We start from the raw sequence: 14815 nt of genomic DNA, 5'->3' as shown, positions 1-14815 counted from the left end.
CGACCCACCTCCGCCACCGAGGAGGCCGCCCAGTCCGAGCCGAGACGCGAGGCCCGGAGAGGCAGACGACGCCCCGTCAGCGGCCGAGCCGTCGTCGCTTTCGCCCGCCGCGGATGCCGACGCCGGCGGGTCGTAGAGGTCGTACCGCGAGAGCAGTTCGTACGTCTCGGCCTCGATGACTCGCCCGCGGTTGTCGCGGCCGCCCTCGACGACGCTCTCGTCGCCGTACTTGATGGCGGTCCGAAGCTTGTTCGTGAGGAACTCCGTCAGGTCGTCTTCGATGCGGTTCAGGTGCGGTTCGACCACGTAGTACTTCTTCTCGTTTTCCTTGACGGAGTGGAAGATGATGACGAACGCGTAGGGCTTGTTCACCCAGTAGCGTTCGACCTCGCGGAAGTGCGTCTTCTTCTCCATCGGGACGGCCTTCTCGAGGTCGTAGCGGTTCGCCAGCGTGGTCGTGCCGTCGACGCTGGAGAAGAACGCGTCCTCGTCGAACTCGGGGTCCACGTCGACCGTGCGCTCCTCGACGACGGCGTCGAGTTCCTCGGCGCGCTGGCCGGCCCGCGCGAGCGCGTTCTCGATGTAGTCGGGGTCGAACCCGAGCGCCTCCTCGGCGTCGAAGCGGACGATTTCGCCCTCGGAATCCCGCGGGCGGGAACCGTCGTCCTCGTAGTAGTACTCCCGCTTGTAGTGTTCCCACAGCCAGACGTCCTTGACGACGGGGGTCGTCTCGGGGTCGCAAAACGCCTCGAACTGCTCGTTGATGTCCGTCGCGTGCGCGCCGCGATTGCCGATGAACTCCGCCGCGTCGACCGGGTGACAGTCGAGGTACTCTTCGGGGTCGAGGTCGACGCGGTCCCAGTCGGTCCGGGTCGGCGTCGAGGCCGCCCGCTCGTCGTCTTCCTCCCACCGGGACGTGCCGGGCGCGTCGCGTCGCGTCCGCGGGTCGGTCCCGTAGAGGGCTTCCACGTCGCCGTCGCTTCCGTACTCCTCGAGAAAGTCTGCCCACGTGTACGACCCGACGCGCGCGTTCGACGCCTGCTCCGGAGCGGTGTCGCTCTCCACGGGCGGCGTTACATCACCCGTTAACGCCTTTCGCTCCCCTCCGTCGGCGTCGTCGGTTGCCATTGTCACCGGGTATCCGGGCCGATGGAAAAGTCTTTTTCTCAGCTAATTCACAGTTTAAGTCCTGTTTAAGTTGTCTTTTTATACTATTTTATCAGGGAAGGTCGTGGCGACGCATCCAGACAGCCGGCTAAATCGGGGCTTTATCGCGGCGTGAACCGGGGCGAATCGAGGGACGCCCGCGGGATAGTTGTTTTCTGATATGTCGTGCAACACGGGAGACGGACCGTCGCCGTTGCGGGCCGGGATTCCGCCGTGGAGACGAAAGAGCGGTGAGTCAGAGGCGTTTGCGACGGGATTGGAACCGAGGGTTTGCGATGTCTATCGCAACCGTGCAACGAGGAGCGTCGCGACGAGCGAAGCGGGCGTGACGGGAGTCCCGCGAGCAGAGCGAGTGGGACTCAGGAACGGCCGCTGAGCGAACGAAGTGGCGAACGGGCGTGACGGGATTGAGCGAATCCGGAGGATTCGCGATGTTCGTCGCGGCCGCTGAGCGAACGAAGTGAGCGAAGCGGGCGTGACGGGATTCGAACCCCGGTCGCTCACTGACGTTCGCTCCCCGATTCGAATCCCGCACGTTGCGTTATCGGATTCGCTCCGCTCATCACGATAACGGGCGTGACGGGATTCGAACCCGCGATCGAGAGGTTAGGAACCTCTCGCCCTGTCCACTAGGCCACACGCCCTACGGCGCAATCTCTCAGGACTGGTCAAAAATCGCGTGGTTCGCCCTGCGCGGGCAGAAGAGAGAGAGTGAGCTGCGGTTAGTTCGACGATTTGGTCGAAGCGGATTCGGTTTCGACCGAGTCGGCCGAACTCTCGGTGGCGTCGTCTTCGTCTTCGTCGTCGCCCTTCATATCCTGCAGTTCGTCCTCGATTTCCTCGCGGCCGCGCTGGAATTCGCCGATGGCCTGCCCGGAGGACCGAGCGAGCTTCGGAATCTTGTTCGCGCCGAACAGCAGGACGACGATGAGCAGAACGACGAGCAGCTCGGGCCCGCCCGGGAGTCCCGGGAACAGTGGAGTGATGGTCTCGAACATCGCTATTTCTGCGTTACCTAGTGGCAATTATAGGCTTTTTGCCTTCTGCGGGTTCTGGAAAGACGGAATATCGGCGTACCGGAACTCCCGCATCGCCCGAATCGACGCGTCTCGGCGCGTAGCTCCTACGAAAAGCTTGTGGCCGGGGTGCCGGACACGCTCGGGCGTTCCGCTGCGCCGACTGGGTCGGTCCGTCACCACCGGTCCCCTGAATTTCCGACGACGGTGAAATAATGTGTGCGGAGTCGAATGCCACCCGTATGGTATCAGTCGGCGACGCAGCCCCGGACTTCACCGCACCGCTTACCGACATCGACGGCGACATCGAGTCGTTCACGCTCTCCGAGAACCTCGACGACGCGCCCATCGTCCTCGCGTTCTTCCCCGCGGCCTTCACCGGCACGTGCACCACCGAGATGTGCACCTTCCGCGACCAGATGGCCAACTTCGAGGACGTCGGCGCGACGGTGTACGGCATCAGCATCGACACGCCGTTCACGCTGACGGAGTTCGCCGAGCAGAACGGCCTCAACTTCGGACTCATCAGCGACACGAACCGCGAACTCGTCGACGCCTACGACGTGGCGATGGACTTCGCGAGCCTCGGCGTCAACCGCGTGGCGAAGCGCGCGGTGTTCGTCGTCGACGGAGACGGCGAAGTCACCTACGCGTGGGTCAGCGACGACCCCGGCGTCGAACCCGACTACGACGCGGTCGAGGCCGCCGCCGCGAAGCTCGAAGAACCGACCGAGGCCGCGTAGGCGCACCCCGCCACGCGACGCGTTAGCGCACCTGATTCGGAGCCCAAGTTCTTTTCTCTCCGTGCGACCACCTGCGGTTCATGAGCGATACCGAAGACACCCTGAACGGCGGCCGCGTCTACGACCCCGAGGCGGACCACGCCTTCCCCGACGAGAAGCTCAACGAGGTGCTCCCCGCGCTCCTCGACGACGAGGAAGTGACGACGCTCCTCGAAGCGCAGAACGTGAACGCGGTGACGCGCAAGGGCTACAACGACCACGGCCCGAAGCACATCGAAATCGTTCTGAACCGCGCGCTTCGGCTGTACGACCTGCTCAAGGCCGGCGGCTGCGAGTTCAACGGCGCGGCCGAGCAGGGACTCGACGAGGCCGACGAAGCGGTCATCATCGCCCTCGCGGCGCAACTGCACGACATCGGTCACATCGTCCACCGCGACAACCACGCGTACTACTCCATTCCGCTCGCGTCGGACGTGCTCGACCGCTTCCTCCCCGAGTTCTACGGCCTCGCCGACGCGGTCCGAATCAAAGCGGAAGTCCTCCACGCCATCCTCTGTCACCACCGCGAGGAGGACCCGCTCACGCTCGAAGCCGGCGTCATCCGCGTCGCCGACGCGCTCGACATGGAACGCGGCCGCTCGCGCATCCCCTACGAGAAGGGCGGCCGCGGCATCAACACGCTCTCCAGCCGCGCCATCAACAACGTCGTCCTGAAGCCCGGCGAAGAGTCGCCGGTCCTCGTCGAAATCGAGATGGTGAACGCCGCGGGCGTCTATCAGGTCGACAACCTCCTGAAGGCGAAACTCGACGGCTCCGGCCTCGAAGACCACGTCCGCATCGTCGCGGTCAACACGAAGTCCGACGACAGGCTCGTCGAGCGCATCGAACTCTAGGCAACGCGTCGGGAGTCGGAAAAATCGGGTCGCGGTCGACCGCCGCGGGTCGGTCCCGCGGTCGGCGTTGTTTTTCCTCAGTCGTTCGACTGCGCGAGGCGCTCCGCGCCGCCGACCGAGAGTTCGCCGCTGAGGGTGCGGTTCGGGTAGGGGATGTCGATTCCCTCCTCGTCGAACCGCTCTTTGACGGCGGTAACGTACTCGCCGCGGGTCTTCACGAAGTCGGCGCGGCTGGGCTGGGAAATCCAGATGCGCGACTTGAGCGTGACCGACGAGTCGCCGAGTTCGGTCAGTCTGACCGACGGCTCGGGCGTCGTCATGATTCCCTCGTGGTTTTCGGCCTCGTCGAGGATGATGTCGGTCGCCTGCTGGATGTCGTCGTCGTAGCCGATGCCGAACGGCACCTGCAGGCGGAGTTTGTCCTTCGCGACGGGGTTCTTGATGACGCCGTCGGTGAGCTGCGAGTTCGGCACGGTGAGCAGTTCGTTGTCGAAGGTGCGAACGCGCGTCACGCGGAAGGAGATGTCTTCGACGACGCCGGAGTTGCCGTCCCATTCAATCCAGTCGTTGATGCGGAACGGCTTGTCGGTGAAGATGAAGATGCCGGCGACGAAGTTGGCGATGACGTCCTGCATCGCGAAGCCGATAGCGAGCGTCGCGGCCGCGCCGATGGTGGCGAGCGACTGCAGGATGTTGCCGAGGCCGGCGAACGCGAACCCCGCGCCGAGGGCGACGAACGCCACGACGAGGGTCGCGATTTTCATCAGGGGCTTTTTGGCGTGTTCCTCCGCGCCGCGCCGGTCGAGGACGCGGTTGAGCGCGGACGACACGACCGCCTTGCCGACGATGTAGACGACGACGAAGCCGAGAACGAGACCCAGGAGCGTCCCGAGCGTCTCGGCGTACGGGACGTTCTGCTGGGTGAGGAGTCGACCGATAGCGCCGCCGTCACCCTGCAGTTGGAGCGGGAGTGCGAGCGCGTTCATCGGTGGTAGACCGCGGTCTTCCCCCTCGTCTCTATCAGTTCGGCGTTCACCCGGTCTGCGAGGTCAGCCGCCGCCTCGTCGACCGTCGTGCCGCCGAGCGCCGCCCGGAGGAACTTCGCTTTCACGAGGTTCCGGTCGGCCAGCTGGTCGTTGAGTTCGCCGACCACCGCTTCGATTCCGCTCTTACCCACCCAGACGGTCACGTCGACGTCGTGGGCCTCCTTTCGCAGCTCCTGCGTGTTCATGTGTGGCCTCCACTATGTGCCAGAGGGCTTCAATAGTAAGGCTTTGGCGGCCGTTTGGTTGTCGTACACACGCGAGAACGGGTCGATACTGCCGGAATCGCCGGCGGGCGGTCAGTACGGATAGCGTTTCGTCGCCCCGCAGTCGCATCTGACGACGACCCGGCCGCCGGCGCGGGTCCGGACGCGGGCGTTGACGCCGGGACGGAGGTAGGCGTCGCAGTCGTCGCAGGTGAACCGGCGGAACGCCTTCGGGAGGCCGCAGCGGTTCCGCTCTGCGACCCGGCGGGCGAGGCGGACGTACTCGCGGGCGCGCTCGTGGTCGCGGTCGCTCGCCGCCTCGCGGGCGAGGTCGTGGAGTCGGTCGATGCGCTCCTCCGCGATGTTCATACACGTTCGGGCGAGCGGCCCGGACAAAGACGTTCCGAACCGCGACGCGGAGCCGAAGCCGGTACTGTGATACCCCACCCGGAAAAACGGCGACTGTGCGCGTCCTGAACTACCTCGAGTTCGCCTCGCAACTCGAACGCAGCGGCATCGGCACCGCCACCGACCAGCAGCGGGCGGCCCTCGCCACGACCGACGTGGAGGTCGTCACCTCCCCGTGGCCCGAGTCGGCCGCCGCGGGTGCCGCGGGCCTCCTGCGGGGCGACGGGGTCGTCCGCGACTACGACGTGGCCCACTGCAACCTCATCGGCCCCGGGTCGCTCGCCGTGGCCGGACACGCCAAACGGAACGACATCCCGCTCGTGCTCCACTCGCACGTCACCCGCGAGGACTTCGCCGAGAGCTTCCGCGGGTCGACCGCGGTCGCCCCCGCCCTCGGGAAGTACCTCAAGTGGTTCTACTCGCAGGCCGACGTGGTGCTCTGTCCCTCCGAGTACACGAAGCGAACGCTCGAATCCTACCCGGTCGACGCGCCGATTCGACCGATTTCGAACGGCGTCGACACCGAGGCGCTCGACGGCTTCGAGGACCTCCGCGACGAGTACCGAGAGAGGTACGACCTCGACGGCATGACCGTCTTCACCGTCGGCAACGTCTTCGAGCGCAAGGGCCTCACGACGTTCTGCACGCTCGCCCAGGAGACCGACTACGACTTCGCGTGGTTCGGCCCCTACGACACCGGCCCGCACGCCTCGAAGAAAGTTCGATACTGGGTCGAAAACGCCCCGGAGAACGTCACGTTCACCGGGTGGATAGACGACATCCGCGGCGCGTTCGGCGCGGGCGACGTCTACCTCTTCGCGACGAAAAACGAGAATCAGGGCATCGCCGTCCTCGAAGCGATGGCCTGCGGGAAGGCGGTCGTCCTCCGCGACATCCCGGTGTTCGAGGAGTTCTACACCCACGGCCACGACTGCCTGAAGTGTTCGACCGACGCGGAGTTCCGCCGGGCGCTCGACCTGCTCGCCCGCGACCCCGACCTCCGGCGGCGACTCGGCGAGAACGCCCGCGAGACGGCCGCCGAACACAGCCTCGACCGCGTCGGCGACAGGCTCGTCGAGACGTACGAGGACGCGCTGTCCGGGCGACTCGAAGGCTGAGTGGCCGCCCCCCGACCGGCGAGTCTCGTTGGCCGACCCCCGGGAGGCGGCCGATTGATTCGGTAACACACGACAGTCCAGCGGGAAGTCACAACGGTTTATCCCGTCGGGGTCGCACGAACGGCCATGCAGTCGGTCGCCGCGTTCACCGACACGTACCTACCGACCGTCAACGGCGTCACCTACACGATTCAGACGTGGCGCGAGCGGTGGCACCGCCGCGGCGGTCGCATGGACGTGGTGTTCCCGGCGGACGACGACTACGACCCCGAGCCCGGCGAGTACGGCGTCCGAAGCCTCCCGTTCCCGTTCTACGAGGGGATTCGAATCGGCGCGCCGCGGATTCCGGGGGCCGTCGACGACGTCGACGTGGTCCACGCCCACACCCCGTTCGGCCTCGGACTGGCCGGCCTCCGACTCGCCCGCCGGCGCGACCTCCCGCTCGTGGCGACCTACCACACCCCGACCGGCGAGTACGCCGAGTACCTCAGCTCCGTCGGCGCTATCGAGCGCGGCGTCGAGCGCACCGCCGAGCGGTACGAGCGATGGTTCTTCGACCGCGCCGACGCGGTCATCGTCCCGAGCGAGGACGCCGAGCGCCGCCTCGTCGACGAGGTCGGCGTCGAGGCCGAAATCGTCGTCCTCTCGAACGGCATCGACGTGGAGCGGTTCGAACCCGTCGAGGGCGACGACTTCCGCCGCCGCTACGACCTCGGCGACGGCCCCCTCATCGGTTACACGGGCCGCCACGGCTACGAGAAGCGTCTCGACGAACTCGTCCGGGCCGCGGCCGACCTTGACGCGACGCTCGTCTTCGGCGGCGACGGCCCCGCCCGCGACGAGCTGTCAGCCCTCGCCGACGACCTCGGCGTGGACGCGCACTTCCTCGGCTTCCTCGACCGCGAGGAGCTGCCGGCGTTCTACTCCGCGCTCGACGTGTTCTGTTTCCCGAGCCCCGTCGAGACGCAGGGGCTCGTCGCGCTGGAGGCCAACGCCTGCGGGACGCCCGTCGTCGGCGTTAACGAGGGCGCGCTGGAGGACACCGTCCTCGACGGCGTGACTGGTTACCACTACGAGTCAGGCGACTTAGACGGATTCCGGCGCGGGATTCGGCGGGCGCTGGCGGAGCGCGAGGCACTCAGCGCGCGGTGTCTCGACCGCCGTGACGAGGTGAGCGTCGACCGCTCTGTCGACCGACTCGCGGCGCTCTACGACCGGTTGGCGTCGGAATAAAAAACAGCGAGACCGACTGCGAAACCGCGTTAGTCGCGACCTTCGAGCGCGTCGGCGATGCGGCGCAGTTCGCGGTTCACGTCGCGGACCTCGTCGCGGAGCTGTCGGACCTCGCGGACGAGCTGTTCGTCGCTTCCGCTTCCCTGCTCGGGGTCGCGCGGGCCGCCGCCCATACTTCCGGGACCGCCGCCCATGCCGCCGGGGCCGCCGCCGCCGCCCATACCGCCGGGGCCGCCGCCACCCATCATGCCGCTCATCATCTGCGCGAACGGGTTGCCGCCGCCGCCCATGCCGCCGGGGCCGCCGCCGCCCATCATCTCTTCGGGGTCGGGGCGCTCGCCTTCCTCGCGCTCTTTCTCGCGGCGCTGTCGAATCTCTTCGACCCGCTCGCGGAACGACTTCTCTTCTTCGCCGTCGTCGCCCTCGTCGGGCGTCTGCGTCTCGTCTGCGGGTTCGTCGTCAGCCATGAGAGCGAGTTGGCCGTCCTCCCGGAAAGTGCTGACGGTCTCTGAGAATCGTGACGTCGCTCACCCGAACGCGCCGAGGCTCGACTGGAGGTCGCGGTCGGTCCCGCCGTCGCCGAGTTCGTGGCCGACGAGGTCGCGCATGTCGACCGCGTAGGTCGTCCCGCGGTGGTCGAGGACGAGCACGCGCCCCTTCACGCCGCGGACCGTTCCCGTGGCGACGGTTTCTGCGACCGGCGAGCCGTCGAGGTCGAGACCGTAGTCGAACGCGAACGTCTCGATTGGGTCGAACTCGGCGACGAGGGCGTCCCACGCCGCGGCGTCGACCGCCCGGCCGAACCCCTCGATTTTGGTCGGGACGCGGATGCGGTCCGGAATCTCGGTCGCCAGTTCGGCCTCGTACTCGCGGGCGACGCGACCGTCGGAGAACGTTCGGACGTGGGCCGCGCGGTCCGCGCCCTGCTCGCGCAGGCGGGTGTCGAGCCGCCACTCGCGGGTGACGCCGACTTTGAACGTGTCGGGGGCGAACGCCGCGAGGTAGACCGCGTGGTCCTCGTAGCAGTCCATCTCGTCTTTCAGACACGTCCCCGTGCACTTCGCGCAGACCCACGTGTGGCGGTGGTCCGAGCAGTAGGGTGCGCGGTCGTTGTCGCAGGAGACGTGTCGGTCGTCGTGGACGGTGCCCGCGCAGTGGCGCTCGCCGAGGCGGTAGTCGAGTTCGGTGCCGGGGTCGAGCGCGACCGAGTCGATGCCGCCGCTCTCGCTCACGAACAGCGCGGGAGTTCCGGTATCGTAGCCGACGACCTGCACGCTCCGGGGTAGGGAGTCGCGGTAGAAAGGTGGCTCGCTCCCGGGGCGAACTGCGGGGCCCGCCGGGCGTCGCCCCGCGGTGTCGGCCGCGGGTATCGGTCGGCGTTATTCGTACTCGGCGCGGAGCTCTTCGGCGAGTTCCTCGGCCGCGCGGCGGACGGCCTCGTCGCTCGACCCGTCGGGCTCCCAGCCGAGCGCGGAGAGCTTCTCGATGGAGAGGCGCATCTTCGGCACGTCGCCGGTCCAGCCGCGGTCGCCGCCGGTGTACTCGAACTCGGGGTCGAGGTCCAGCACGTCGGCGACGATGTTGGCGATGGTCGTCACGGAGGTGGTCGTCCGCGTGCCGAGGTTGTAGACGTTGTAGTCGCGCTCGGCGTGCTCGACGATGTGGCACATCGCGTCGATGCAGTCCTCGACGTGGAGGTAGGACTTCTCCTGTCGGCCGTCGCCGAGGATTTCGAGCGTCTCGGGGTCTTCGAGGAGCTTCTCGATGAAGTCGGGGATGACGTTGCCGCGCTGGTTCGGGCCGACGATGTTGGCGAAGCGGTACATGTAGACCGTGACGTCGTAGGAGTGGGCGAACGTCGACAAGAGGCCCTCGTCGGCGAGCTTGGAGGAGCCGTAGATGCTGATTGGTTCGAGCGGCGCGTAGTCCTCGGGCGTCGGCCGCGGGGCCTCGCCGTAAATCGTCGACGAGGAGGTAAAGGAGATGTTCGACACGCCGACCTCCTGCATCCGTTCGAGGATGTTGTAGGTCATCTCGGTGTTCTCCTCGAACAGCTGACGGGGGTTGCCGTAGTTCGTGTCCGTGTAGGCCGCGAAGTGGAAGACGATGTCGAGGTCCTCGGTGACGGCCTCGGCGACGTCGTCGGGGTCGGTCATGTCGGCCTGTACGAACTCGACGCCGTCGGGGACCTGCTCGCGGTCCCCCTTCGAGAGGTCGTCGGCGACGACCACGTGGTTGTCCTCGGAGAGGCGCGCGGCGAGGTGAGAGCCGACGAGTCCCGCGCCCCCGGTCACGAGGACGCGCTTGTCGGAGAGTTCCAGCGACATGGCTCAGATGATTCGACCGAGTGATAAGTCCGTTTCCCCTCCGGGCCGCGGCCGGGCGTCGGTGACGGCCCGCGCTACCGGGGCCACGAGATTCCGGTCAGGTCCTCGCTCAGCCGCCACAGCTCCCGGACGTGCTTGGGGTCGGTCGCCGCGGCCGACGGCTCGGCCGGCGCGCAGTCGGAGAAGTACGACCCGGTCACTCCCGCGACGGCCGGCGACGCGGCGAGGTAGACGGGCGTGTCGGCGGCCGTCGCCGGCGTATCCGCGAAGCCGCCGACGAGTCGGCGCGGGAGTCGGGAGAGCAGGCCGACCCCGGCGCGGACGGGGAGCGAGGCGTCGCGCCACAGGCCGCTCGACGGGACGAAGCCGGGGTGACAGCAGTTCGCGGTCGGGCCGTCGAGCCTGTCGGCGAGCCCGACGGTGAAGAGGACGTTCGCCAGTTTCGACCGGGCGTAGGCGTCGAGGCCGTCGTAGTCGTCGAGGCTCGTCGCGTCGAGCGGGCCCTCGAACCGGCGGTGGACCTCCGAGGAGACGGTGACGACGCGGCCGTCGTCGGGAAGCAGGTCGCGGAGCCCGTGCGTGAGGACGAACGGCGCGAGGTGGTTGACGGCGAACGTCTTCTCCGCGCCGTCGGCGGTCAGTTCGCCCGTCGAGAAGTGCGCGCCGGCGTTGTTGACGAGCACGTCCACGCGGTCGGTCCGGTCGCGAACCGCCTCGGCGAGGCGGCGCACGGTGTCCCGTTCGGCGAGGTCGGCGCGAAAGAAGACCGCGTCGCCGCCGGCGTTCTCCACGGCCGCGGCGACGGTCCGGCCCGCGTCCCGGTCGCGGCCATGGACGAAGACGGTCGCACCGAGACGACCGAGGGCGAGCGCGGTCTCGCGGCCGACGCCGGAGGTCGCGCCGGTCACGAGCACGGTTCGGTTCGACAGGTCGGCGCGCTCGACGCCCGCGCCGACTTCGGGGCGGTGGCTCATGGATACGTCTGCGGCGGGCGCGCAGATAAACCTCGACCGCTGGGACGGGCGGACGAACGGACGGGCGGACGAACAGACGAACGAGCGAGGGACCGCCGCGCCGCCGCCCGCGTTCCGAAAGCGCCACTTTCCCCCGCCGTCTTCGGAGAGACATGCACAACGAACCCGAGGTCGCCGTCCTCCGGTACGGACACCGGCCGGGGCGCGACGACCGGATGACGACGCACGTCGGCCTGACGGCCCGCGCGCTCGGCGCTGACCGGGTCATCCTCCCGGACAACGCCGGCCACTCGATGGAGACCGTCGAGGACATCACGGGCCGGTTCGGCGGCCCCTTCGAGGTCGAACTCACCGAGGCGCTCAACGGCGTCATCCGCAACTGGGAGGGCAAGGTCGTCCACCTCACGATGTACGGCGAGCGCGTTCAGGACGTGGAGGCCGACATCCGCGAGGCGCACGCCGAAGAACCGCTTCTCGTCGTCGTCGGCGGGGAGAAGGTCCCCTTCGAGGTGTACGAGGGGGCGGACTGGAACGTCGGCGTCACGAACCAGCCGCACTCGGAGGTCGCCGGCCTCGCGGTGTTCCTCGACCGCCTGTTCGACGGGCGCGAGCTCGACCGCGAGTGGGAAGACGCCGAAAACCGGGTCGTCCCGATGGCGACGGGCAAGAAAGTCGTCCCGGCCGACGAGGAGTAATCGGACGCGTCGGCGCGCCCGCCGGCGGTTCTCCGCTGCCCGGGAGTAATAAGACTTAATGGCGTTCCTGACGCCATTTCGCACAATGGCTTTTGAGGAGTTACTGAACGACCCTGTTATCCAGAAGTACCTCCACGAGTTGGTTGGGCCCACTGGGATGCCGGTCGCGGCGGCACCCCCGGACGGCGAGGTCACCGACGAGGAACTCGCCGAGGAACTGCGGCTCGAGCTCAACGACGTGCGTCGTGCGCTCTTTATCCTCTACGAGAACGACCTCGCGTCGTATCGTCGCGTCCGCGACGAGGATTCCGGCTGGCTCACCTACCTCTGGACGTTCCACTACGAAAACATCCCCGAGAACCTCGAAGAGGAGATGTACCGCCTCCTCGAGGCGCTCGAGGAGCGACTCGACTACGAGCGGGACCACGAGTTCTACCTCTCGGAGCCCGCCGGCATCCGCTTCGAGTTCTCCGAGGCGATGGAGCTCGGCTTCCAGTGCCCCGAGACCGGCGCGCCCCTCGAACCGATGGACAACGACGACCTCGTCGACGCGATGGAACGACGCATCGAAGAGCTTCGAGACGAGCTCAACGTCGAAGTGACGGGGACGAACTGAATGGTCGTTCTCGCAACGAAGTGCTACATCGACGGCGACGCCCGCGACCGCGCGCTCGACAGCCTCACCTCGCTCGTCGCCAACGACATCGGCGACCTCGACGTGGAGTACGACATCGGCGTCCGCGACGACGATTTCATCTCCGTGACGGTCTCCGGCGACGACGAGACGGTCGCGCGCAACGTCCTCCGCGAGGAGTGGGGCGAAGTCACGCCGCACCTCTCGGCCGGTGAGACCTACGTCGGCACGCTCGAACACTGGGACGACGACGGCTTCGTCCTCGACGCCGGCATCGAGGTGCGCATCCCGACCGAGGAACTCGGCCTCGGCCGCGGCTCCGCGACCCAGATTCGCGACCGCTTCGGCCTCGTCCAGCACATGCCGCTGACGTTCGTCTACGGCGGCGACGACGAGCCCTCGCGGCTGGCCGACGAGCAGGTCGACCGCCTCTACGACTGGACCCGCGGCAGCGGTCGCGTCAACGTCAACAGCGCGACCCGCGGCGAGGTCCGCGCGACGGTCAACCGCGCTGGTCACGCGAAGGACATCGTGACCGTCGAGCGCCTCGGCCTCCTCGAACAGAGCATCGTCTGCCGGGACGAGACCGACCCGCCGGGCCTCCTCGCCAGCATCGGCTCGTACCTGCCGGCCGAACTGAAGTGCGTCATCGGCCAGTAAGACGATGAACAGGCGACTCCTCGTCGGTATCGCCGCGCTCGCCCTCCTCCTCGTGACCGCCGGCTGTCTCGGCGGCACCTCCAGCGTCTCGAACGACCGACTCGACGCCGCGCCCGACGGCGAGTACGCGTGGACCGCCGAGACGGACGCGCACATCACCGTCCAGGACAACGGCCGATTCCGCGCGGTCTACGAGATGAACGACTCGTTCGTCGAGCTCTACCGGTTCGACGGCTTCGGCAGTCGGACGCCGCTTCCGGTCGAGGCGGTCCGCTACCGCTACGAGAACGGGACCGTCATCAACGGGACCGAACTGAAGGCCCGCGGCGGCGACGTGACCCAGAACGACCGCATCACGAACGTCACGCTCCCCGCGGACGCCGGGAGCGCCGGCAAAATCGCCTTCAGTTCGTCGTCCTCGCCGAAGCGGTTCTCGCTTCCCGTCTTCGTCGAGGGGAGCTACGAGGTCGTCCTGCCCGCCGACCGCCGCGTCGACTTCCCGATATTCGGGTCGGTCCGGCCGTCGGGCTACGAGACTGAAGTCGTCGACGACCGGCTCCACATCCGGTGGCCCGAGGTGACCGACGGGAACGTCGTCGTGCAGTTCTACCTCCAGCGCGACCTCGGCATCTTCGCGGCGGTCGCCGCCGTCTCGGTGCTCGTCGGCGGCGCGGGGATACTCTACTACCGCCGGCAGATTCAGGCGCTCCGCGACCGCCGACAGGAACTCGGCTTGGACGTCGAAGACGACGACCGCTGACGGACGCCCGATAGACGCGGCGTCGGTCGGCCGATTCGGGTCGCCGGTGTGAACGCTTTTTTGCCTCGCAGCCCGCTACCTCGGGATATGCAAGTCGCCGTGGTCACCGTCGGGGACGAACTCCTCGCCGGCGACACCGTCAACACGAACGCCGCGTGGTTGTGCACGGAACTGACAGAGCGGGGCGTCTCCGTCGAGCGCGTGACGACGGTCCCCGACCGCGTCGCCGACATCGCCCGCGTGGTAAACGAATACCACGCCGAGTACGACGCCGTCGTCGTCACCGGCGGGCTCGGGCCGACCCACGACGACGTGACGATGGAGGCCGTCGCGGCCGCGTTCGGTCGCTCTCTGGAGCGGAACCCCGACGCCGAGGAGTGGCTGGAGACGAACGGCGGCTACTCCGCGGCGGACCTCGTGGAGGGGACGACCGACCTTCCCGCGGGGTCGCGGATGCTCCCGAACGACGAGGGCGTCGCGCCCGGCGCGGTCGTCGGCTCGGTGTACGTGCTCCCCGGCGTCCCCGGCGAGATGAAAGCCATGTTCGCCCGCGTCGCCGACGAGTTCGCGGGCGAGCGGACTCACGTCCGGTTCGTCCACACGTCGGAGCCCGAAAGCTCGCTCATCGAGCGGTTCGAGGCCGTCCAATCGGAGTTCGACGTGACCGTCGGGAGCTACCCCGGCGACCACGTCAGAATCAAACTCGCCGGGGCCGACGAGGGGACCGTCGAATCGGCGGCCGCGTGGCTCGAAGCGCGAGTCGAGTCGTACGAAGAATAGGGTCGGTCGGCCGACGGGTCAGCGCTGGAGGTACCAGAGCCACCCGGCGGTCATGAGGATACCCACGAGAAGCACGGTCGCGGCCGTCTCCGAGGTCGGCAGCACCTGTCCGGCGGATTCTAACGGAATCATGGATGACAATTGCTCGGTCCCCTTGT

The 14815-nt window shown here is 67.7% G+C and carries 17 protein-coding genes, 1 tRNA gene and 1 pseudogene; 9 read left to right on the top strand and 10 right to left on the bottom strand.

The window, feature by feature from the left end:
* From C454_RS16600 to C454_RS16590, 3 genes and pseudogenes are all read right to left on the bottom strand, one after another.
* Nucleotides 1-1128: pseudogene (locus tag C454_RS16600) on the bottom strand (secretion system protein E); the annotation flags it as partial.
* A 610-nt stretch (nt 1129-1738) separates the two neighbouring features.
* A tRNA-Arg gene (locus C454_RS16595) sits at nt 1739-1811 on the bottom strand.
* Nucleotides 1812-1889: 78 nt separating this feature from the next.
* Entirely contained in the window at nt 1890-2165 is a 276-nt protein-coding gene (locus C454_RS16590; protein WP_004977421.1) for a Sec-independent protein translocase subunit TatA/TatB, read from the bottom strand.
* A gap of 260 nt (nt 2166-2425) precedes the next feature.
* Here C454_RS16590 and C454_RS16585 point away from each other — a divergent pair, with 260 nt between their 5' ends.
* Together C454_RS16585 and C454_RS16580 are read left to right on the top strand one after the other, a co-directional pair.
* Nucleotides 2426-2926, top strand: a complete 501-nt coding sequence (locus C454_RS16585; RefSeq protein ID WP_004977420.1) for a redoxin domain-containing protein — start codon at nt 2426-2428, stop codon at nt 2924-2926.
* 80 nt (nt 2927-3006) lie between these two features.
* On the top strand, nt 3007-3819 hold the full coding sequence (locus C454_RS16580) for an HD domain-containing protein (RefSeq protein WP_004977419.1): 813 nt from the start codon (nt 3007-3009) through the stop codon (nt 3817-3819).
* A gap of 77 nt (nt 3820-3896) precedes the next feature.
* Here C454_RS16580 and C454_RS16575 read toward each other — a convergent pair whose 3' ends face one another.
* The 3 genes from C454_RS16575 to C454_RS16565 all read right to left on the bottom strand — a co-directional run bounded on the left by C454_RS16575 (nt 3897) and on the right by C454_RS16565 (nt 5437).
* Nucleotides 3897-4805: a mechanosensitive ion channel family protein gene (locus tag C454_RS16575; RefSeq protein ID WP_004977418.1), complete on the bottom strand. Its 909-nt coding sequence runs from the start codon at nt 4803-4805 to the stop codon at nt 3897-3899.
* Entirely contained in the window at nt 4802-5050 is a 249-nt protein-coding gene (locus C454_RS16570; protein WP_004977417.1) for a YhbY family RNA-binding protein, read from the bottom strand. Before C454_RS16570 ends, C454_RS16575 begins: the two co-directional genes overlap by 4 nt.
* Before the next feature lie 111 nt (nt 5051-5161).
* The gene (locus C454_RS16565) at nt 5162-5437 is read right to left on the bottom strand and encodes a ribonuclease P protein component 4 (RefSeq protein WP_004977416.1); all 276 of its coding nucleotides are present in this window, start codon (nt 5435-5437) and stop codon (nt 5162-5164) included.
* Nucleotides 5438-5532: 95 nt separating this feature from the next.
* Between C454_RS16565 and C454_RS16560 the strand changes: the two genes are divergently transcribed.
* The gene (locus tag C454_RS16560) at nt 5533-6594 is read left to right on the top strand and encodes a glycosyltransferase family 4 protein (protein WP_004977415.1); all 1062 of its coding nucleotides are present in this window, start codon (nt 5533-5535) and stop codon (nt 6592-6594) included.
* 126 nt (nt 6595-6720) lie between these two features.
* The gene (locus C454_RS16555; RefSeq protein ID WP_004977414.1) at nt 6721-7827 is read left to right on the top strand and encodes a glycosyltransferase family 4 protein; all 1107 of its coding nucleotides are present in this window, start codon (nt 6721-6723) and stop codon (nt 7825-7827) included.
* A 29-nt stretch (nt 7828-7856) separates the two neighbouring features.
* On the opposite strand, the gene C454_RS16550 is transcribed toward C454_RS16555, so the two are convergent.
* The 4 genes from C454_RS16550 to C454_RS16535 form a co-directional block, all read right to left on the bottom strand.
* The gene (locus C454_RS16550) at nt 7857-8294 is read right to left on the bottom strand and encodes a hypothetical protein (RefSeq protein ID WP_004977413.1); all 438 of its coding nucleotides are present in this window, start codon (nt 8292-8294) and stop codon (nt 7857-7859) included.
* A 60-nt stretch (nt 8295-8354) separates the two neighbouring features.
* Nucleotides 8355-9101, bottom strand: a complete 747-nt coding sequence (locus C454_RS16545) for a DUF2797 domain-containing protein (RefSeq protein ID WP_004977412.1) — start codon at nt 9099-9101, stop codon at nt 8355-8357.
* A gap of 105 nt (nt 9102-9206) precedes the next feature.
* Nucleotides 9207-10154: an NAD-dependent epimerase/dehydratase family protein gene (locus C454_RS16540; RefSeq protein WP_004977411.1), complete on the bottom strand. Its 948-nt coding sequence runs from the start codon at nt 10152-10154 to the stop codon at nt 9207-9209.
* A gap of 74 nt (nt 10155-10228) precedes the next feature.
* Nucleotides 10229-11128: an SDR family oxidoreductase gene (locus C454_RS16535; RefSeq protein ID WP_004977410.1), complete on the bottom strand. Its 900-nt coding sequence runs from the start codon at nt 11126-11128 to the stop codon at nt 10229-10231.
* A gap of 152 nt (nt 11129-11280) precedes the next feature.
* Here C454_RS16535 and C454_RS16530 point away from each other — a divergent pair, with 152 nt between their 5' ends.
* The 5 genes from C454_RS16530 (at nt 11281) to C454_RS16510 (ending at nt 14657) form a co-directional block, all read left to right on the top strand.
* Complete coding sequence (locus tag C454_RS16530) at nt 11281-11823, top strand: tRNA (cytidine(56)-2'-O)-methyltransferase (protein WP_004970839.1); 543 nt, start codon at nt 11281-11283, stop codon at nt 11821-11823.
* 85 nt (nt 11824-11908) lie between these two features.
* Nucleotides 11909-12439 carry a transcription factor TFIIE subunit alpha gene (locus tag C454_RS16525; RefSeq protein WP_004977409.1) on the top strand — a complete coding sequence of 177 codons (531 nt, stop codon included), beginning with the start codon at nt 11909-11911 and terminating at the stop codon, nt 12437-12439.
* Nucleotides 12440-13117: a DUF2110 family protein gene (locus C454_RS16520; protein ID WP_004977408.1), complete on the top strand. Its 678-nt coding sequence runs from the start codon at nt 12440-12442 to the stop codon at nt 13115-13117.
* A gap of 4 nt (nt 13118-13121) precedes the next feature.
* Nucleotides 13122-13877, top strand: a complete 756-nt coding sequence (locus C454_RS16515; RefSeq protein ID WP_004977407.1) for a DUF5803 family protein — start codon at nt 13122-13124, stop codon at nt 13875-13877.
* 87 nt (nt 13878-13964) lie between these two features.
* The gene (locus C454_RS16510) at nt 13965-14657 is read left to right on the top strand and encodes a competence/damage-inducible protein A (protein ID WP_004977406.1); all 693 of its coding nucleotides are present in this window, start codon (nt 13965-13967) and stop codon (nt 14655-14657) included.
* The last annotated feature ends 158 nt before the right edge of the window (nt 14658-14815 follow it).

The organism is Haloferax gibbonsii ATCC 33959, from assembly GCF_000336775.1.
GTDB lineage: Archaea > Halobacteriota > Halobacteria > Halobacteriales > Haloferacaceae > Haloferax > Haloferax gibbonsii.
This window is presented reverse-complemented; position numbering and strand designations above follow the sequence as displayed.